At 65.1% G+C, this 19,107-nt stretch carries 16 protein-coding genes; 8 read left to right on the top strand and 8 right to left on the bottom strand.

Annotation, left to right across the window (positions count from 1 at the left end):
- Positions 1-77 precede the first annotated feature (77 nt).
- The 7 genes from RE429_RS03045 to RE429_RS03015 all read right to left on the bottom strand — a co-directional run bounded on the left by RE429_RS03045 (position 78) and on the right by RE429_RS03015 (position 7,039).
- Complete coding sequence (locus RE429_RS03045) at positions 78-1,178, bottom strand: 5-methyltetrahydropteroyltriglutamate--homocysteine S-methyltransferase (RefSeq protein WP_414472910.1); 1,101 nt, start codon at positions 1,176-1,178, stop codon at positions 78-80.
- Between the two features lie 24 nt (positions 1,179-1,202).
- A complete protein-coding gene (locus RE429_RS03040) occupies positions 1,203-1,937 on the bottom strand; it encodes an ABC transporter ATP-binding protein (protein WP_414472909.1) in 735 nt (244 codons plus the stop codon).
- The gene (locus RE429_RS03035) at positions 1,930-2,682 is read right to left on the bottom strand and encodes an ABC transporter ATP-binding protein (protein WP_414472908.1); all 753 of its coding nucleotides are present in this window, start codon (positions 2,680-2,682) and stop codon (positions 1,930-1,932) included. Before RE429_RS03035 ends, RE429_RS03040 begins: the two co-directional genes overlap by 8 nt.
- A 1-nt stretch (position 2,683) precedes the next feature.
- Complete coding sequence (locus tag RE429_RS03030) at positions 2,684-3,742, bottom strand: branched-chain amino acid ABC transporter permease (RefSeq protein ID WP_414472907.1); 1,059 nt, start codon at positions 3,740-3,742, stop codon at positions 2,684-2,686.
- Entirely contained in the window at positions 3,732-4,586 is an 855-nt protein-coding gene (locus RE429_RS03025) for a branched-chain amino acid ABC transporter permease (protein ID WP_414472906.1), read from the bottom strand. The genes RE429_RS03030 and RE429_RS03025 overlap by 11 nt, the downstream gene beginning before the upstream one ends.
- 94 nt (positions 4,587-4,680) lie before the next feature.
- On the bottom strand, positions 4,681-5,856 hold the full coding sequence (locus tag RE429_RS03020) for an ABC transporter substrate-binding protein (protein WP_414472905.1): 1,176 nt from the start codon (positions 5,854-5,856) through the stop codon (positions 4,681-4,683).
- Between the two features lie 160 nt (positions 5,857-6,016).
- The gene (locus RE429_RS03015; RefSeq protein WP_414472904.1) at positions 6,017-7,039 is read right to left on the bottom strand and encodes a Bug family tripartite tricarboxylate transporter substrate binding protein; all 1,023 of its coding nucleotides are present in this window, start codon (positions 7,037-7,039) and stop codon (positions 6,017-6,019) included.
- A 187-nt stretch (positions 7,040-7,226) separates the two neighbouring features.
- Between RE429_RS03015 and RE429_RS03010 the strand changes: the two genes are divergently transcribed.
- Complete coding sequence (locus RE429_RS03010) at positions 7,227-8,114, top strand: LysR family transcriptional regulator (RefSeq protein ID WP_414472903.1); 888 nt, start codon at positions 7,227-7,229, stop codon at positions 8,112-8,114.
- 234 nt (positions 8,115-8,348) lie between these two features.
- Positions 8,349-9,311: a catechol 2,3-dioxygenase gene (locus RE429_RS03005; RefSeq protein WP_414472902.1), complete on the top strand. Its 963-nt coding sequence runs from the start codon at positions 8,349-8,351 to the stop codon at positions 9,309-9,311.
- A 94-nt stretch (positions 9,312-9,405) separates the two neighbouring features.
- On the opposite strand, the gene RE429_RS03000 is transcribed toward RE429_RS03005, so the two are convergent.
- Positions 9,406-9,597 (bottom strand): hypothetical protein, encoded by a 192-nt coding sequence (locus RE429_RS03000; protein ID WP_414472901.1) that lies wholly within the window; start codon positions 9,595-9,597, stop codon positions 9,406-9,408.
- Between the two features lie 651 nt (positions 9,598-10,248).
- Here RE429_RS03000 and RE429_RS02995 point away from each other — a divergent pair.
- From RE429_RS02995 to RE429_RS02970, 6 genes are all read left to right on the top strand, one after another.
- A complete protein-coding gene (locus RE429_RS02995) occupies positions 10,249-10,713 on the top strand; it encodes a Tat pathway signal protein (protein WP_414472900.1) in 465 nt (154 codons plus the stop codon).
- A gap of 10 nt (positions 10,714-10,723) precedes the next feature.
- Entirely contained in the window at positions 10,724-11,410 is a 687-nt protein-coding gene (locus tag RE429_RS02990) for a MotA/TolQ/ExbB proton channel family protein (RefSeq protein ID WP_414472899.1), read from the top strand.
- Positions 11,410-11,853 (top strand): ExbD/TolR family protein, encoded by a 444-nt coding sequence (locus RE429_RS02985; protein ID WP_414472898.1) that lies wholly within the window; start codon positions 11,410-11,412, stop codon positions 11,851-11,853. The genes RE429_RS02990 and RE429_RS02985 overlap by 1 nt, the downstream gene beginning before the upstream one ends.
- A 14-nt stretch (positions 11,854-11,867) precedes the next feature.
- Complete coding sequence (locus RE429_RS02980) at positions 11,868-12,740, top strand: TonB family protein (RefSeq protein ID WP_414472897.1); 873 nt, start codon at positions 11,868-11,870, stop codon at positions 12,738-12,740.
- Positions 12,741-12,983: 243 nt separating this feature from the next.
- Positions 12,984-15,209: a PAS domain S-box protein gene (locus RE429_RS02975; RefSeq protein WP_414472896.1), complete on the top strand. Its 2,226-nt coding sequence runs from the start codon at positions 12,984-12,986 to the stop codon at positions 15,207-15,209.
- Between the two features lie 224 nt (positions 15,210-15,433).
- Entirely contained in the window at positions 15,434-18,166 is a 2,733-nt protein-coding gene (locus RE429_RS02970; protein ID WP_414472895.1) for an AMP-binding protein, read from the top strand.
- Positions 18,167-19,107 lie beyond the last annotated feature (941 nt).

Genomic DNA, 19,107 nt, shown 5'->3' with positions numbered 1-19,107 from the left:
CGGCGCGGTGGGGAAGGGAATCGTCAAGACCCCTGCCTTGCAGGCGGCACCCGCGCTGCAAGGCAGGACCGGAACCCTTATCCCCAGACCTCCTGGGCGATCTCCACGATCATGCGCAGCTTCGCCCATTGTTCGTCCTCCGCGAGGACATTGCCCTCCTCGGTCGAGGCGAAGCCGCATTGCGGCGAAAGGCAGAGCTGGTCGAGACCGACATATTTCGCGGCCTCGTCGATCCGGCGCTTGATGTCGTCCTTGCTCTCCAGCGTGCCCGTCTTGGACGTGACGAGACCGAGAACCACGGTCTTGCCCTTGGGCAGGAAGCGCAGGGGCTCGAAACCGCCCGCCCGATCCGTGTCCCACTCCATGAAGTAGCCGTCGACCGGCATGGCGTTGAACAGCGTCTCGGCCACGGGCTCGTAGCCGCCCGAGGCGATGAAGGTGGAACGGAAATTGCCCCGGCACAGATGCATGGTGATCGTGAGATCCTCGGGCTTGTCCTTGAGGGCCTCCCGCACCATGCCGGCATAGATGTCCGGCTGCCTTTCCGGATCGTCGCCGCGCTGGCGCAGCATCTCGCGCTGATCGGGATCGCACAGATAGGCGAACGAGATGTCGTCGAACTGAAGATAGCGGCAGTCCGCGTCGTAGAAGGCGTGCACGGCCTTGTTGTAGGCCGCGCCCACATCGGCGTAGAACGAGTCCATCTCCGGATAGACCCCGACATTCATCATCTTCCGGCCGCCGCGATAATGGAGCATGCTCGGGCCGGGGATCGTCATCTTGGCGACGCGGCTCGTGTTGTCCTTCACGAAGCGGAAATGGTCGATCATCGGATGGCTGGAGAAGCCCACCTTGCCGGTCACCCGCAGGGCCTTGGTGATGCCGACGCCCCCCTTGAAGTTCATGCCGGAATCGGCCTCGATCGAGGTCACGCCGTCGAGATGCTCCAGGAAGTCGAAATGCCAGAAGGCCCGGCGGAACTCGCCGTCCGTGACGGCTTGAAGACCGATCTCTTCCTGGCGCTTGATGATCTTGCGGATCTCCTGATCCTCGACCTCCTTCAGGCCCTCATCCGAAAGCTGCCCTTCATGGTGCCGGTGCCGCGCATCCTTCAGCGCCCCCGTCCGCAGAAGGCTGCCGACCATATCGGCTCGAAAAGGTGGTTGGGTGCGCTGCATGGACATGTCCTCCGGTGGTGTTGTTCAGTGACTGGCGGCCCGGCGCGGCGTCTTCCGGGCCGTGACCCCAAGGTGCTGTTCGAGGGGCGCGGGATTCTCGATCAGGGTTCGACTCGATCCGGCATGAACGATCGTACCGCGATCGAGGATGACGGCGCTATCGGTCACGCCTAGGACTTTCTGGGCATGCTGCTCCACCACGATGGCCGACATGCCTTCGTGCTGAATGATGCGTTTGAGAGCCGCCAGCAATTCGTCGACGATGATCGGAGCAAGCCCTTCCGTGGGTTCGTCGAGCAGCAGGAGTTTCGGGTTCAGGACGAGCGCCCGCGCGATCGCCAGCATCTGCTGCTCGCCCCCCGAGAGCTGGTTTCCCATATTGGCGCGGCGCTCCTTCAGTCGCGGGAACATCTCGTAGACGCGGGGCACCGTCCAGAGGCCGGGGCGGGCCACGGCGGTCAGATTCTCCTCGACGGTCAGCGACTTGAAGATGTTGCGCTCCTGCGGCACCCAGCCGATGCCCGCGAGCGCCCGCATGTCCGGACGCAGGCCCGTCACATTCCGGCCCGCCAGCGCGATGGTGCCGCCCCGGTGGCGCGTCACGCCGATGATGGTGTTGAGCAGGGTGGTCTTGCCGGTTCCGTTGCGCCCCAGGACCGCGAGGGATTCGCCGGGTTGCAGGCGCAGATCGATCGTCGTGATGACGATGGCCTCGCCATAGCCCGCCGACACCTGCTGCAGATTGAGAAGGTCACTCATCGACGCTTTCTCCGAGATAGACCGCGCGCACGCGCGGATCGGACGAGACTTCCTCGACGGTGCCTTCGGTAAAGAGCGCCCCGTTGACGAGAACGGAGATCCGGTCGGCGAAACTGAAGACGAGGTCCATGTCGTGTTCGATGAGAAGCACGGAGACGTCGCGCGGCAGGGCAGCCACGGTGGCGAGCAGTTCCTGGCGCTCCGCCTCCGGCACGCCGGCCGCGGGCTCGTCGAGAAGCAGCACCCGCGGGCGGCACGCAAAGGCGACGGCGATTTCGAGAAGGCGCTGCTTGCCATAGGCCAGGTTCGACGTGCGCTCGTCGAGCACGTCGGTCAGACGGAAGCGCTGGGCGATCTCGGCGATCTCATCCACGATCGCGCGATTGCTGCCCGTGACGCGCCACCAGTCGCGCCCTCCTCCCATGCGCTCCGACACGGCGAGACCGATGGTCTCCAGCGGCGTCATCGCCGGAAAGAGCTGGTTGATCTGGAACGTGCGGGCCAGGCCCTGCCGGACCCGGCGCTCGGGCCGCATGCGCGTGATGTCGGATCCCGCCAGCAGGATCTGCCCCGAGGTCGGCGTCAGCACTCCCGTGAGAAGATTGATGAAGGTCGTCTTGCCCGCCCCGTTCGGGCCGATGAGAGCATGGCGCGCGCCCTGCTCCAGCCGGAACGTGACGTTGTCGGTGGCCAGGAGGCCGCCGAAGCGTTTCACGAGGCCTCGGGTTTCGAGAGCGACCGCCATGTCACACCTCCCCCGCCGTCGTGGCCGGCAGGGCCTGCGCCTGCTCGGCAGGTTGCACCCTCGGCCGCAGAGACTTGATCGAGCCCGCCAGCCGCTCGCGTCCCACGAGCACGAGCACCACCAGGATCAGCCCGATCCAGAACTGCCAATATTGCGGCGTCCAGGCGGAGAGGATGTCCTGCAGGACCTTGAACCCGATGGCGCCGAGAAGCCCGCCGTACAGATACCCGACGCCGCCGATCACCAGAACGAGCATGATATCGGCGGAGCGGTGGAAGGCGAGCACGTCCAGCGACACGAACTGAGTGGTCTGCGCCAGGAGCCCCCCGGCGACGCCCGCATAGGCCGCCGCGAGCGTGTAGACCGCCACGAGCCGATGATTGACCGGAATGCCGACCGCGCGGGCGCGAAGCGGGTTGTCGCGGATCGAGCGAAGGGAAAGCCCGAACGGCGAAACGACGATGCGCCGCGCGACCACGAAGAGCACGAAGAGCACCGTGAGGCTGTAGGCATAGGCCGTCGTTCCGAAGATGTCGAACTCGAACCGGCCGAGAACCGGTCCCATCGTGATGCCCTGGAGACCGTCGGCGCCGCCGGTCAGCCAGGAGGCCTGGTTGGCGACCTCTCCGAGCAAAAGCGCGACGCCGAGCGTCACCATGAGCTTCGTGAGGTCGGTTCCGCGCAGCACGAGAAAGCTCGTGACGAAGCCCAGAAACGCGGCCGCGACCGCGGCGATCGCCAGTCCCAGCAGCGGATCGGTCCAGCCGTGCTTCGCCACGATGCCGGCCGCATAGGCGCCCAGTCCGAAAAAGGCCGCGTGGCCCAGGGACACGATTCCCGCGTATCCCAGAATCAGATCGAGGGAGACCGCGAACAAGCCGATGATGGCGATCTCGTTGAGGATGAGATGGCGTTCGGGCAGGAAGAACAGGGTCGCGGCCGCGACGGCCCAGAAGGCGATCTCGGCAACGCCCCAACGACCTTTCCGGACCAGGCTCCTGCGGACGAAATCGGCCGTGGTCGACGATGGTGCGGCCTTTGCAGTCGGATCAGCGTGCACGGGCGAAGAGTCCTTGCGGTCGAAGAATGAGAACGACGATCATGAGCGTATAAATGACGAATGCCCCCAGGCTCGGGACGTAATACTTGCCCGCCACGTCGGCGATGCCGAGAATGAGAGAGGCCAGGAACGGACCGGTGATGCTCGTCGTTCCGCCCACCGTGACGACGATCAGGAAGTAGATCATGAATTTCAGCGGGAAGGTCGGATCGAGACCCAGGATTTCCGCACCGAGCGCGCCGCCGAGCCCCGCGAGCCCCGAGCCGACCGCGAAGGTCGCGGCGAAGATCAGGCTCACATTGATCCCGAGCCCGCGGGCCACCCGCGGATCGTCGACGGCGGCCCTGAGGCGGCTGCCGAAGCGCGTTCTGGTCAGAACGAGCTGCAGCGCGACGACGAGGATCCCGCAGACCGCGATGATGAAACTGCGATAGAGCCCGACCTGAATGCCGAACAGCTCGACGCGCCCCTGCAGCCAGGAGGGCAGCTGAATCAGCTGCTGCTGAGACCCCATGGCGTAATCGATTGCGGCCACCGCCATGAAGACCAGGCCGATCGAGAACAGCACCTGGTCGAGATGGCTGCGGGCATAGAGCTGCCTGTAGAGGGTGCGCTCGAGCACGAGCCCTGCAAGGGCCGGGACGATGAAGGCGAGCGGCAGCGTCGCCAGGAACGGCACGCCGTAGCGGTTCATCAGGACGGCGGTCACGTAGCCGCCCGCCATGGCGAAGGCCCCGTGGGCGAGATTGACGAAGTTCATCAGCCCGAGGGTCACGGCCAGCCCGCAGGCCAGGACGAAGAGCAGCATGCCGTAGGCGATGCCGTCGAAAAGGATGGTGAGCACGGGGTCTCCGAAAATGCCGACGGAAGCGCCGCCTCCGAGGCGGCGCCTCCGTCCGTTGCGTCGATCAGTTGGACATCGATCAATTGGACATCGATCAATTGGACTTGGCGGCTTTCACCGGGTCCTTGACGTTCGGAATGGTCGCGAACTCGACGTTGTAGAGCTCGCCGTTCACCCGCTCGACCTTGCGCACATAGATGTTCTGGACGATGTCGCGGGTCTGCGGATCGATCGCGACCGGGCCGCGCGGGCTCGTCCAGCTCAGGCCCTTCATGGCGCCGATCAGCGCTTCGCCGCCGGCCCCGCCGGTCTTCTTCAGGCCCTCGTAGATCAGGTGCATGCCGTCATAGCCGCCCACCGCCATGAAGTTCGGCCGCATGCCGTTGTTGGCCTTCTTGAAGGCCTCCACGAAAGCCTTGTTCTCCGGGCTGTCATGCGCCGTCGAGTAATGCTGGGTGGTGATGGCGCCCAGCGCGACATCCCCCATGCCGTTGAGGATGTCGTCATCCGTCACGTCGCCGGGGCCGATCAGTCTGATGCCGCTCTTGTCGAGCCCGCGCTCGACGAACTGCTTCATGAACTGCGCGCCGACGCCGGAGGGCACGAACACGAAGAGCGCATCGGGCTTGGCGTCGGCCACCTTCTGCAGGAAGGGCGAGAAGTCGGGATTGGCCAGCGGCACGCGCAGGCTCTCGACCTGACCGCCCTTGGCCGAGAAGGCGCCGGAGAACGCCTTCTCGGCATCGATCCCCGGTCCGTAATCGGACACCAGGGTGACGACCTTCTTGATGCCGTTTTCCGAAGCCCATTCCGCCAGCGGCACGGTGGCCTGGGGCAGCGTGAAACTGGTGCGCACGATGTAGGGGGATGCCTCGGTGATGGTGGCGGTGGCCGCCGCCATGACGACGGCGGGCACCTTCGCCTGGGTTGCGAGCGGCGCGGGCGCAAGGGCGAGAGGCGTCAGACCGAACCCTGCGATCACGCCGACCTTGTCGTTGACGATGAGCTCCTGCGCGAGGCGCTTGGTCACGTCGGCCACGCCCGTGTCGTCCTTGACGATGAGCTGGACCTTCTTGCCCGCGACCGTGTCGCCGTTCTGCTGCATGTAGAGTTTCACGGCGGCTTCGATCTGCCGGCCGGTCGATGCGAAGGGTCCCGTCATCGGCAGGATCAGGCCGATCTTCGTCGCCTCCTGGGCCGAAGCCGCGCCCCCGAGAGCCAGCATGGCCAGAGCGGCACCCGCTGCGCTCAGAACAGTTCTACGTCGCATGGTTCTTCTCTCCCTCTTCGGCATTTCCTGCCTTCTCTTTTAAAATCCGCTGCATCGCGAGATGCCGCAACCGGTGGGGAGTGCCGGGCGCAAAACCCTTCTGTCCCGTCGGGACATGGTCTCCCCCGGCCATTCCTTATCCGGCCCGCTCCTTTGCAGGCTATTCGACCTTGATCCCCGTTCGCTTTACGAGATCCCCCCAGCGCGCCATTTCCTTCGTGATGTGCTCGCGGAACTCCTGCGGAGTATTGGTCCAGACTTCGGCGCCTTCAAGAGACAATCTTTCAGCGATCTCGGGAGCCGCCATCGCGGTCCGGATTTCGGCGTTGAGCGTCTCGATCACGGCTTTCGGCGTGCCGGCCGGCGCCAGGATCCCGTACCACTGAGACGCCTCGAACCCGGGATAACCCGATTCCGCGACCGTCGGGACCGTGGGAGCCGCCTTCAGACGCGATGATCCGGAGACCGCGAGGGCGTGCATCGTGCCGGCCTCCACATGCTGGACGAGATTGGGCGCTCCCGTGAAGGTGAGCTGCACGCGCCCGCCGAGCAGGTCCGTCACGGCCGGCGCGGTGCCCCGATAGGGCACGTGGGTCATCGTGATGCCGGCGCGGTCGGCAAAGGCCACCATCGCGATATGGGCGGCGCTCCCGATACCGCCCGACGCATAATTCAGCGCTCCGGGCCTTTGCTTGGCATAGTCGACCAGCTCCTGAAGCGTCCTGGCCGGAACGTCCGGATGGACGACGAGCATGTTGTGCACGTTCCCGATGCCGCTGACCGGCTCGAAGCTCTTCAGAGGATCGTATGGCAGCTTCGGATAAAGGGCCGGGTTCACGGCCAATGTCCCGATATGGCCCATCACGAGCGTATGCCCGTCGGCATCGGCGCGAGCCACCGATCCCACGCCGACGGAGCCGCCCGCCCCGGGCCTGGATTCGACGACGACCGGAACGTTCAAGGCGGTCTCGAGCCTCTGCCCGAGAAGCCGGGCCAGGATATCGGTCGATCCACCGGGTGTGAACGGAACCACCAGAAGGATGTTGCGGCTCGGATAGGATTGAGCCGCAGCCCGCCCGGGGCGCAAAGCCGCCGTGGCGCAGGCCGCCGCTCCCAGAAGGACGCCGCGGCGCGTCATGCCCGGACGGATCGACCCGCGGGACGGGCTCGGGCTGTCGGTCATTGCAAAGTCTCCTCCCACCTCGCCCCGCGTCTTCGCGCAGGTTCATGGCGTTGTGGCTTCACGATCAGCACGCCAGCAAACGCGACCTGAAGCAAATGGTTTATTTTGCAGGATTCATGAATATAACTCATGCTGCCCTTCGGGCTCGATCGCCCCCCGATGAGAACGGCCCCTGCCGGAGCTTGGTATGCGTATCGATTTTCTGGGTCTTCACGCTTTCGTGGCCATCGCCGAGCGCGGCAGCTTTCAGCATGCGGCGGCGCACCTGAACCTGTCGCAGACGGCTCTCAGCCATCGCATCCGCAAGCTCGAGGAGGATCTCGGCGTCAAGCTCCTGTCCCGGACGACCCGGGAGGTTTCGCTCACCCAGGCCGGCCTCGCCCTCCTGCCCAGGGTGAAGGAAACCATCGAGGGCCTGGCGGGCTCGCTGGACGAGCTCCGCCGGGCGGGACGCAGTCGCCAGGCGACCCTCGCGATCGGCTGCCTTCCCACGGTCGCATCCGGGCGGCTGCCGCAGGCGCTGCAGTGTTTTCAGGAACGGCACCCGGATGTCTTCGTCCGCATCTACGACAACTCCGCCTCGGAGATCGCCGAACTCGTCCAGTCGGGCGCGGTCGAATTCGGCATCACCATGGTGGCGGCCCATCGATGGGACTTCGACATCGAGCTGCTGATCAAGGATTCCTTCGTGCTGGTGTGCCCCAAGGGCCACCCCCTGGCCTCGCACGCCTCCCTGAGCTGGTCGGATATCGCCGACGAGCCCTTGATCAGGATCAGCGCCCGGGCCGGCAACAGGATCATCATCGACGACGCCCTGGGAAGCCGGCGCGAGTCTCAGCGCTGGCGCTTCGAGGTCCAGCACATCCAAACGGCCGTCGCCCTGGTCAGGACAGGCGTCGCATTGACGGTGGTGCCGCGCCTCTCCATGGATACGGTCGACGAGCGCGGCCTCAAGCTGGTCCCCTTGAAAAATCCGAGCGTGACCCGCCAGCTCGGCATCGTGTCGAAACGCGGAGTTCCCCTGTCCCCCCTCGCCGATGAATTCCGCAGGATCGTCGTCCGGACTTTCGGGTGAGGCACGGCGCCTGCGGTCGCGACCGGGTGCTCATGAATTGAATTCACGGACGATGCCAAAAAAGCCATTTGTTGCATCCGGCGGCATCGGGCAGGCTGAGGCGCGTGACGATCGCGTGTCCCTAAACGGCGACATCGGGTCTGGAGAGATTGAGGAGCCGTTCTCCCGCTCTCGACCCGCCCGCCCGATTTTGGAGGAAACGCGCAACAGGACATCCTGAGAAGGACATTGAGAATGCCGCCCGAACCCGTGCTCGATCTTGCCCATTTGAGCCATCTCGAAATGCTCACGCCCAGGCTGGACGAGAGCCTGCGTTTCTTCGTCGATGTCATGGGAATGACGGAGAGCGGCCGCCAGGGTGATTCCGTCTATCTTCGCGGCTGGGACGATTACGAGCGCCATACCTTGAAGCTCACGGCGGCGAAGAAGCCCGGCATGGGACACATGGCTTTCCGCACGCGCAGTCCGCAGGCGCTGGAGCGGCGGGTCGCCGCCCTCAAAGGATCAGGCTACGATATCGGCTGGACGGACGGCGATCTCGGCCACGGGCCGGCTTTCCGCTGCCAGGATCCCGACGGCCACGTGATCGAGCTCTATTACGAGACCGAATGGTATGCCCCGCCGCCCGAGCTCAAGCCCGCCCTGAAGAACCAGGCGCAGCGCTTCCCGGCCCGCGGCGTCAACGTGCGCAGGCTCGACCACCTCAACTGCCTTGCATCGGACGTCCGGGCGAACCGCATCTTTTTCGAGAAGTATCTGGGATGCCGCCTCACCGAACAGATCGTCATGAATGACGGCACGGAGGCCGGCATGTGGATGACGGTCACCAACAAGAGCTACGATTTCGCGTATACCCGCGACCATACGGGAGCGAAGGGACGCTTTCACCACCTCACTTATGCCCTCGACAGCCGCGAGGACGTCCTCAGAGCGGCCGACATCTTCCTGGAGGCCGGCGTCCCGATCGAATCCGGCCCGCACAAGCATGCCGTGCAGCAGACGTTCTTTCTGTATGTCTACGAGCCGGGAGGCAACCGCGTCGAAGTGTGCAACGCGGGCGCGCGCCTCATCCTCGCGCCGGACTGGAAGCCGATCGTCTGGACGGAGGAAGAGCGGAAGAAGGGCCAGGCCTGGGGCATGAAGACGGTCGAATCCTTCCACACCTACGGAACCCCTCCCGTCGACGAGAGGGAGTGAGTGCTGGCCGGCATCCGCCGAGGGGCCTTCAGGCGAGGCGCGCGCGCAGGGTCCGACGGAGATGTCGCGAGAGCATCGGACGACGGAACGGGTTTCACAGCCTGCGAAGACCGGCCATGCCCTCGTCGCCGATGCCGCGATCCGTCGACCGATCCCGTTCGAGCCTCTCGATCTTCTGCTCTGCAAGTTTGGCCAGCACACTGTCGGGCATCGTATCCCTGAGTTCGCGCACCGCGTCCTTGATCTCGCTGATGGCATGGGCCGCAACAGGCTGGGCTTCGTCCATGATCGAACTCCGTTCCATCATCATCGGCATGGCTCCACTTGGTTCGATGCAGTCGCGAAAATTCAACAAAGTCCCGGCGGGTGACCGGGTGGCTTTGCGGGTCGCCAATCCCGTGAGGCCCCGAAGCCCTCATGAAAGCCCTCATGAAAGCCCTCATGGCCCATCAGCATGTGAGCCGGGGATTCGACGGCCGCCGCCTCGTCATGAGCCTAGGCGTGCCGGGGCAACGCCATGCTTACGGTCGCATTACGGATCTGTAATGGATCATCGCTGTTCCGGCGGTGCTCTCGGGCACGCGGCGGCCTCCTCCATAAAAGAACGTCGCGGCTCGGCGGCGGGCGGCCATTCCACTTCGGGATGCCGCCATTTGCACAACAGATCGGGCCTTGATGATAATAAAAACACTTTGAAACATTTATAAAGAAGCCATTCCCGCTCGAAACTCAAAGCAGTAGAGGCTCTTTTAGAATAAATCTGACTTACTCTCAAAGCCTTGATCTTCTTATCTTCTTTCAGATATCTCCAGATTGTCGCCGCCTGATCTCGATCGGACGGCCTGCGATTGATCGAAGATGCCGACGCGTTTTTCCATTCGGCATCTTTACTGGACGCTGCATCCGAAATGCTTGCCGGTCCAAGGAGATGATGTCCATGCGCTGGAACAGGCGGAATGCCGTGACGTCGACGATCAGGGGGGCGGCCTGCATCTCCGCGATCGTCTGCTTCAGCCCCATGACGGTCGCCCAGGAACCCTCGAAGGGCGCGACGCCCCTGCGCGTCGAGCTGAACAAGATCGAAGCGGCCGGAGAAAACTGCCGCGCCTATTTCCTGATCGACAACCGGCAGCAGGAATCCTGGCGCTCCCTCAAGCTCGATCTCTTCGCTCTCGACAAGGACGGCGTCGCCGCCAAGCGGCTCGCCGTGGAAGTGGGTCCCGTGCCGGGCAGCAAGAAGCTCATGAAGCTCTTCGACTTCCCGGGCTTGAGCTGTCCGCGGATCGGGAGCGTCCTCCTCAACGACGTCGTGGCCTGCGACGGTGCAGCCTCCTCGCGGGAGGAGTGCCTGGCCGCCATCGAAACGGCCTCGAAGATCGAAGCCGTCACCTTTGCCAAGTGAGGATCGCGCCATGGATCAGATCGCCGCCGCCCCCTCGCACGACCTCTCTTTCCTGAGCCTCTTTCTGCAGGCGGACCCCATCGTCAAAGGGGTCATGATCCTGCTCGCGCTGGCGTCCCTGGGCTGCTGGACCATCATCCTGGACAAGCTCCTGCGTTTCATGGCCATCCGCCGACAGGCGCGCGCCTTCGAGACATCGGCCCGCGCCGGCGGCAAAATCGACCCGCAGATGCCCGGAACCAGCGGCCGCATCGTGGCGGCGGGCCATGAGGCGTGGCGCGACCAGGACGCCTCGGAAACCCGCGCGGAACGCCGCGAGCGGATCGAGCGCGCCATGCGCGCGGCGCTCTCCGTCGATCTTCGACAGCTCCAGGTGGGGCTTGCCTTTCTGGCCACCACCGGCTCGGCCGCTCCCTTCATCGGCCTGTTCGGCACGGTCTGGGGCATCATGAATTCGTTCTCGGCCATCGCGTCGAGCCAGGACACGAGCCTCTCCGTGGTCGCTCCGGGCATCGCGGAAGCTCTCTTCGCCACCGCCATCGGGCTCGTGGCGGCGATCCCCGCCGTGATCGCCTACAACAAGCTCACCACCGATCTCGGACGCCTTCAGCAATCCTTCACGGCGGGCATCGCCTCGCTCGGGGACCGTCTGGCCCGCGACCGCAAGCTCCACCTCCGGTCGGAGGCCGCCGAATAATGGGCCTGGGACCGCTCCGCACGACGGATTCCGGGGACGAGTTCACCGCAGCCCCCCTGTCCGAGATCAACGTCACGCCCATGGTCGACGTGATGCTCGTGCTGCTCATCATCTTCATGGTCGCGGCGCCCCTCATGACGGTCGGCGTTCCCGTGCAGCTGCCGAAGACCGCCGCCCCGAAGGTTTCGCAGCCGAAGCAGCCGGTCGTCGTCACCGTCGACGCCCTGGGCCAGCCCTTCCTCGACAAGGAGCCGCTGGCCCCTGAGGCGGTCATGCCGCGCCTGAGGGAGCTCGCCGGCGCCGATCCCGCGCAGGTCGTTCTGGTGCGCGGGGACACAGCCGTGCCTTACGGGCGCATCGTCGAAATCATGGGCCAGATCAATGCGGCGGGCTTTCAGAAGGTCTCGCTGATCGCGCAGGCGCCCGGCGGGTCCGACCGTTAAGCAGTCGCCACTCCATGTTTGCGCAGAACACAGGATCGATGCAGGAGCCGGGCCGGGTCGGCCTGGCGTTTCTGACGGCGCTCGCCCTCCATGCGGGGGCGCTGCTGGCGGTGGCGCTCTGGCCGTCGCAGGCGGCCGTGAGTCCGCCCGGCGAACAGCAAATCACCATCGATCTCGCCCCCGCCATGGACAATGTCGAGTCGGTTGCGCCGGCCGAGGTCTCGGCGCCCGAGGTCCAGCCGGTCGGGGCCGAGGCGCTGCCCGTCGAGGATATGACCCAGGACGTCACCGAGGACGTCACCGAGGACGCCCCCTCGGAGGCGACGGAGGTCGAGGCCGTGCCTGCGGCGGAGAGCCTTGCGCCCGAGGCGGTGCCGGCCCTCGATCCCGCAGACGCCGTCATCGCCCGGCCGGTCGAAGAGAAACCCGCGCCCCAACCCGTGAAGCCCCCGCCGCCCAGGGAGGTCGAGCGCAAGCCCGTGGCCAAGCCGCGCCGCGTGACGGCGGAGCACAGCCCGCCGCCTGCGGATCCCCACCGAGGGCAAGCCTCGTCCTCGCGCGAGAACCTGCAAGGGGCGGCCGCGTCGGCGGATCCGAACGTGCTCAACCGGTATATCGCGAGTGTTGCAGCCTCCCTCCGCAACCGCCTTCGCTATCCCGATCGGGCACGCAGCCAGAGCACGACCGGGATAGCCCTCGTGCGTTTCTCCATGGATCGCTCGGGACGGATCCTCGGCGCCGCCCTCGTCCGCAGCGCGGGGCACCCCGTGCTCGACGAAGCCGCCCTCGCGGCGGCGCGTCCGGGCTCGTCTCTTCCCGCGGCGCCGGATGCCCTGCCGCAGCAGCAGTTCACCTTCACGGTCCCTCTGCGCTTCCATCTCCGCTGAAGAGAGGTCGCCGCTCCTCTTCGGCGCCGAAGCCCGGCCTGCGACCGGAGCGCGGTTTCCAGGGTGTCCCGCCCGGTTGCCCGGCCCCGCTCCCTCGTGTCCCGACAGCACTTTAGGGTTTCGCCCGATAGCCAGAAGCGTTGTATCGTTATATAGACAATGAATTCCCCCTGAACCGGGAGTGACGATGGCTTCCTCGAGCGCAATCCCGTCATCGGAATGGCAATGACGTCTGGATCGGCCGTGCCCCTGAATTCCTGCGAAAGCCCGGAAGGCGCCGCACCGGCGGCGCATGGCCTGCCCGGGGCGGATTTCGGGCCGGGCACGGCTGAAAAACGCCTGGCCGACATCCTCGAGGGAATGGGCGATGCGTTCTGCGCCCTCGACCGCAGCTGGCGCTACATCGACGTCAACCGGGCCGCCGCGGCCTATTGCGGCAAACCGCCCGACGCGATGCTGGGAACGACGATCTGGGACGCGGTTCCCTGGACCGATGGCGGCGATCTCAGGGCGCGCTGCGAGCAGGTCCTGGAAACGGGCGTTCCCGCCACCTTCACGACGGCATCGGCACGGCTTCCGAACAGGATCTGCGAGGTCCGCCTGTTTCGCTACGGCGATGGCCTTGGAGTCCAGTTCAGGGACAGGACCGGCGAGAGCCGGACGGAAGAGGCTCTGCGCAAAAGCGAGACCCGGCTTCGGCTGGCCATCAATGCGGGCCGCCTCGCGGTCTGGGAATACGATGTTCCGGGGAAGGTTCTTCATCCCTCGCGGGAGCTCAGGATGCTCCTGGGATTTCGCCCGGACCAGGACCTCACCCCCCAGGAGCTTCAGAACCGCTACCATCCCGAGGACCGGGAACGCCTCCGTGCGATCGCCGAGGAAGCGGTCTCCCGCGGCGAGAGGCACTTCGATGCCGAGTTCCGGTTCTGCCGCGGGGACGGCATCTGGAGATGGTTCCTCCTGCGGGCGGAGATCCTCTTCGAAAAAGCCGTTCCGGTCCGGATGATCGGCGTGCTCCTGGACATTACGGATCGCAAGGCCGTGGAGGACGCCCTTCGCGAGAGCGAAGCGAGGCTGATGGCGGTGGCCGACAACATTCCCTTGACGATGATCTACCAGATCGTGAGCTCCAGGGACGGATCCCAGCGCAAGTTCGTCTATGTCTCCCGCAGCTGCCGGCCGGTGAACGGCGTGACGTCGGACGACGTCATGAAAGACCCATCCCTTCTCTACAAGCTGGTTCTGCCCGAATATGTCCCCGTGCTGGCGGCGGCCGAAATGGCGGCTTTGCGCGACCTCCAGCCGCTGGATGTCGAGATTGCGATCCGTCACGCGCGAAGCGGCGAAATCCGCTGGTGCCGGCTCATCTGGGCCCCGCGCCTCTCATCCGAAGACGAAGTGATCTGGGACGGGGTGCAAATCGACGTGACCGAGCATCGGCGCGCCGAGGATGCGGTCAGAGCCAGCGAAGAGCGCCTCAGAAAACTGCTGGAGCGCATGCCCGTCGGAGTGATCCTGGCAAGGCTTCCGACGGGAGACATTCTCTTCCAGAACGCGATGGCCGTCGATCTGCTTGGGCAGCGGGCGGCGTTCCTTCAGGATCCGGGAGAGGCAAGATTCGAAGCGATGCGCCGCAGCGGGGCTCCCCGGAAAGAGCAGGCCTCCGTCATCCGGACCATCCTGCGCGGCGAAAGCGTGGATCAGGACGAGGTCGTCTACCGCCGGGCGGACGGTCGGACCATCAGCCTGGTGGTCAGTTCCGCACCGGTCGAAGGCATCGGCAGCGAAACCCTGGCCATGAGCACGTTCTACGACGTGACGGAGAGAACCCGCGCCGAGGAGCACCTGCGTCTGCTGATCAACGAGCTGAACCACCGGGTCAAAAATACCCTGGCGACGGTCCAGTCGCTCGCCGCTCAAAGCCTCCGCGAGGTCCGGCTATCGGACGAAGGCACGGCGCTCGCCGCAAAGAGCGCCTTCGAAGAGCGCCTCTTCGCGCTGGCGCGGGCTCACGACATCCTGACGCGGGAGAACTGGGATACCGTCAGCCTCGTCGATCTTCTCAGGCAGGCGATCGCCCCCTATCAGGGGAGGCTGACCGGCAGCGACCCCTTCCGATTGTCGGGGGCCGACATCCGCCTGCCGCCCCAGACCGCTCTCAGCCTTTCCATGGCCTTCCACGAACTCAGCACCAACGCCGTCAAGCACGGCGCCCTGAGCAAGCCCGGAGGGCGCGTCGAGATCACCTGGACCGAGCGCCCGTCCGGAGACCGTCCCCGTCTTGCCATCCGCTGGGAGGAACGTGACGGCCCTGTCGTCTCGCCCCCGCTTCGCAACGGCTTCGGAACCCGCCTTCTCGAGCGCGGTCTGGCCCGTGAACTGAACGGCGATGTTCGCCTTTGCTACGCGCCGACGGGGGTCGTCTGCAGCATCGATTTTCCGTTGAGAACGCTGCCCAAGACTTCGTGACCGGGCCGCCCCGAGTTCCATCCGCTCAGTCCGGAACGAATGGAACTTTAGACTTAATCGGAGGATATACACCTCGATTGGCACCTTTATGGGATGATCATCAGCCCTATGGGATGAAGATCATCTCTTTGGGAGTATCCACGGGAGAAAATCGCGCACTAGGACGTTCTTCACCTATCCGTGATCAGCCGCGTGCTTGGCATATCATCCGAAGGACGGCCTCGGTGACGAGCGAGAACCATATCCTGAAGGCCGCCCTGGCGTCCTCCGCCCTGTCGACGCCGGAGGGTGCGCCTGCCGCGGAGGCGCAACTGACCCTGGGCCAAGTGATCGGCCGGCTTGCCGCCCTGCAGCCGCAGAATCCGGCCATGATCACCCCCGGTTTCGCACCCTTGAGCTATCTCGACCTGCAGGGTCGGATCGATGATGTCCGCAGCCGGCTGCGTCGCGGTGGACTGTCCCACCGTGCCCGGATCGGGGTGCTGTTGCCGAACGGGCCGCAGGCGGTCCTCGCCATCGTGGCCATTGCCTGTGCGGCCGTGGCCGTGCCCCTCGATCCAAGGCAGACGACCGCCGAGCTCGATCAACGCCTTGGGGCGCTCCGGTTGGACGCCCTCCTGGTCCTGCAAGGCAGCCACCGCGAGCTGCGGCGGGCGGCCGAACAGCGCGACCTCGCCATCATCGAGGCTGCACCCAAAGGGGGGGACCGGCTCGGCCTGGACCTGAACGTTCCTGATTCCCGCTCCCCCGCCCCTGACGGCGAGCCCGCGCCCCACGACCCGGCCTTCATCCTGCAGACCTCCGGAACGACCGGGCGCCAGAAGCTGATCCCGTTCAGCCACGCCAACATGCTGGCGGCGGCGGCCCGGCTTCAGGCCTGGTTCGGGCTGACGCCCCAGGACCGCTGCCTCAGCGTGTCGCCGCCCTTCTACTCGCATGGCCTGAAGGTGACGGCCTTCACGCCCCTGCTCACCGGCGGGAGCATCGCGCTTCCGGCGGATCCCTCCGCGGTCGATCTGACCGAGTGGTTCGAGACGCTGCGCCCGACCTGGTACTCGGCAGGTCCGACGCTCCACCGCGCCGTGCTGGACAAGGCCGGGACGATCGCGGATATCGCCGCGAGGCACGCCCTGCGGTTCATCACCTCGGGCGGTTCGCCGCTCCCTCAGGCCGTGCGCGAGGAACTGCAGGCGAGCCTGAATGTGCCTGTCCTCGAGCATTACGGCTCCAGCGAGGCCGCGCAGATCGCCGCCGATCTGCCGCCGCCGGGTCCGAGCAAGCCGGGGACCTGTGGCGTGCCCTGGCCTGGAACCGTGGCGATCGTCGACGACGCGGGGCTTCCGCTGCCGTACGGCCAGCAGGGTGAGGTGTGGGTCCGCGGCCCTACCCTGATCGCCGGCTATCTGGACGATCCTGAGCTCAACCGGTCCGCTTTCGTGGACGGCTGGCTGCGAACGGGCGATCTCGGCAGCATCGACGAGGACGGCTTTCTCTCCCTCCATGGGCGTCTGACGGAACTGATCAATCGCGGAGGCGAGAAGGTCTCACCCGTCGAGATCGATCTTGCGCTCCTGCGCCATCCGGCGGTGGCGGAAGCGGCCGCCTTCGCGGCTCCTCATCCCCGTTACGGCGAGGATGTCGCCGCGGCGGTCGTCCTCCGTCCCGGCGCGTCCGCCGAACCGTCGGACCTTCGCCTGTTCCTCGAAGACAAGCTGACGCCCTACAAGATTCCGCGCATCATCCTGGTCCTGGAACAGCTGCCGAAGGGGATCACCGGCAAGGTTCAACGCCGGCAGCTGGCGGATCTCCTCACGGCGGGCCCGGACGAATCCAAAGACCCCGGTGCCCCGTCCGACTGCGCACGAATCCGGTGGCTCGAACGCGAGCTGCTGGGAATATGGCGCAGGGTTCTCAAGCTGGAGGACCTGACGGTCGACGACGATTTCTTCGAGCGCGGGGGCGACTCTCTGCTGGCCGTCGAGATGTTGCTGGAGGTCGAGAAAACGATCGGCCTCCTGCTTCCAGCCTCGGTCCTGTTTCAGGGCGAAACCATCCGTCTCCTCGCGACCAGGATGGCTCGGCAGATCAGTGCCCCCGAAGGTCCTTGCGCCGTGTTCAATGCCGAGGGCGACCAGCCTCCTCTGTTCTTCTTCCTCCACGGCGATCTCGATACGGGCAGCCTCCTGGTCCGCCGACTGGTGCATCTGCTGCCGCCGGATCAACCCGTTGTCCTGATCGAGCCCCATGGCTCGCGCGGCGGGCCTGCTCCCCGGTCGATCGAGGCAATGGCGGAGGAGCGCCTGCGGCTGATCCTGGAGCGGCAACCCGCCGGGCCGTACCGGATCATCGGTTCATGCAAGGGTGCATTGGTGGCGTTTGAAGTGGCTCATCTGTTGACGCGGGCGGGCCACAGAGTCGAGTTCGTGGGATTGGTCGATGTCCCCACCACCAGCGCGCATGGGCCCATGCGTCTCGCCCTCTCGCTGGTCGACCATCTCGCGCCGCCTGCCGGTCTGGCATGGGTCTACGAGCAGATGAACCGGTACGAGAAGCTGCCGAAGATGCCCTGGAGCCAGCGACTGGCCAAATCAACGGCCCTCATGGCCAAAGGGCGAGGCGCCTCCGACGCTCCATCGTCGGCCCTCAACGAAATCTACACCCCTCTCATGGCCCGCTACCGGCCCCGGCCTTTGGACGTGCCGGTGGTGTATTACGCAGCCGAATTCGACGGGCGCAGATGGCGGCGGCTCAGCCCCGACCTCGCGGTCGTCGAGTTGCCGGGCGAGCACAATTTCTGCATCTCGGTGGGGGCTGACATCCTGGCCGGCGATCTCCGGCGGCGCTTCGATGCTCTGTCCCGACACGAGCCTGCCGCGGCGAACGGCGTCATGACATCGGCGATCATCGCGAAAGACTGGCGATCCCGGGAAGACTCGAACTTCCGACCTTCGGTTTAGGAAGCCGATCTTAATTCTATAATATCAAAGGGTTAAGGGTGCGGTGATTGTCAACCCTGCTTCGGAATATCAATGACTTAACTGCGGATTGTCAAACCCTCCCGGAATCCCTACCGAGTTTTTTATTGCGCCCTGGCCCAAAGGGACTCAATTGATTTTCCGGGACTCTTGGTTGCTGTTCCGGGATTCTCGACCCATTCGAAAGCTGCTGCCCAATCTTAGGAAGGGTGTCGCAGGATTTGAAGTCGAGTTGGAGAGGCGGCTCTCCAGGCGAGCATCGGCGCATTCTGCGCACGAATCTACCCTCGGGCCCCTCGTGCATGATGAGGCGTACGGGTATCAGGAGCGGGCCAATGGATCGCATAAGTTTTCACTCATGAGGTCGTTAGTGTTTTAACGGCCTAGGAATTCCTAGGGAGCGACGGGCCTTCTCTGATATTTTGATGCAAGATCCAATCACAACAGCAAGCGTCGGAAGACTAACGGCAAAGATGTTGGTTAGATCGCCCATGCTGGCTTAAGGGTGACGTTGGTGACTTATTGTGGCGCTTATTGTGCACCAGCGACTGCATCCAGGCGTCCTCGTCAGCGGCATATCCCAGTTAGAGGACGTCCTTTTCCGCATGAGCATCGTTTTCATCTCGTCTTGCTCCGTCCGGTGCGGGGCGGTCAGAGGCAGACCGACGCCCTAAGGTGAGCCTATGGCGGGTGCGAGTTTTCCCTCTGGTTCCGAGTGGGCACTATCTAGTCATTTGCCGCTTTAGGGGGTGGATACGCCACGGCAAGCCCCACCCAGAAGGGTTAGCAAGCATCGACTCATACTTGCACGGCGCTTTGCAGCGGGTCGGCCAAGACAACCCGCACTGATAAGGACTCAACTCGAATTTTTGCGGCCTGCCACGAGACGGACGATCTGGGATTCAAATCTGTCCGCCAGCAGC

Source organism: Microvirga sp. M2 (assembly GCF_047497095.1).
Classification (GTDB): Bacteria; Pseudomonadota; Alphaproteobacteria; order Rhizobiales; family Beijerinckiaceae; genus Microvirga.
Note: the sequence above shows the minus strand (reverse complement) of the source record. Positions and strands in the feature narration are given on the sequence as shown.

Excerpts from the sequence above, each read along its gene's own strand:
- RE429_RS03045 (WP_414472910.1), bottom strand. The coding sequence starts at position 1,178 with ATGCAGCGCACCCAACCACCTTTTCGAGCCGATATGGTCGGCAGCCTT.
- RE429_RS03040 (WP_414472909.1), bottom strand. The coding sequence starts at position 1,937 with ATGAGTGACCTTCTCAATCTGCAGCAGGTGTCGGCGGGCTATGGCGAG.
- RE429_RS03035 (WP_414472908.1), bottom strand. The coding sequence starts at position 2,682 with ATGGCGGTCGCTCTCGAAACCCGAGGCCTCGTGAAACGCTTCGGCGGC.
- RE429_RS03020 (WP_414472905.1), bottom strand. The coding sequence starts at position 5,856 with ATGCGACGTAGAACTGTTCTGAGCGCAGCGGGTGCCGCTCTGGCCATG.
- RE429_RS03015 (WP_414472904.1), bottom strand. The coding sequence starts at position 7,039 with ATGACCGACAGCCCGAGCCCGTCCCGCGGGTCGATCCGTCCGGGCATG.
- RE429_RS03010 (WP_414472903.1), top strand. The coding sequence starts at position 7,227 with ATGCGTATCGATTTTCTGGGTCTTCACGCTTTCGTGGCCATCGCCGAG.
- RE429_RS03005 (WP_414472902.1), top strand. The coding sequence starts at position 8,349 with ATGCCGCCCGAACCCGTGCTCGATCTTGCCCATTTGAGCCATCTCGAA.
- RE429_RS03000 (WP_414472901.1), bottom strand. The coding sequence starts at position 9,597 with ATGGACGAAGCCCAGCCTGTTGCGGCCCATGCCATCAGCGAGATCAAG.
- RE429_RS02995 (WP_414472900.1), top strand. The coding sequence starts at position 10,249 with ATGCGCTGGAACAGGCGGAATGCCGTGACGTCGACGATCAGGGGGGCG.
- RE429_RS02990 (WP_414472899.1), top strand. The coding sequence starts at position 10,724 with ATGGATCAGATCGCCGCCGCCCCCTCGCACGACCTCTCTTTCCTGAGC.
- RE429_RS02985 (WP_414472898.1), top strand. The coding sequence starts at position 11,410 with ATGGGCCTGGGACCGCTCCGCACGACGGATTCCGGGGACGAGTTCACC.
- RE429_RS02980 (WP_414472897.1), top strand. The coding sequence starts at position 11,868 with ATGTTTGCGCAGAACACAGGATCGATGCAGGAGCCGGGCCGGGTCGGC.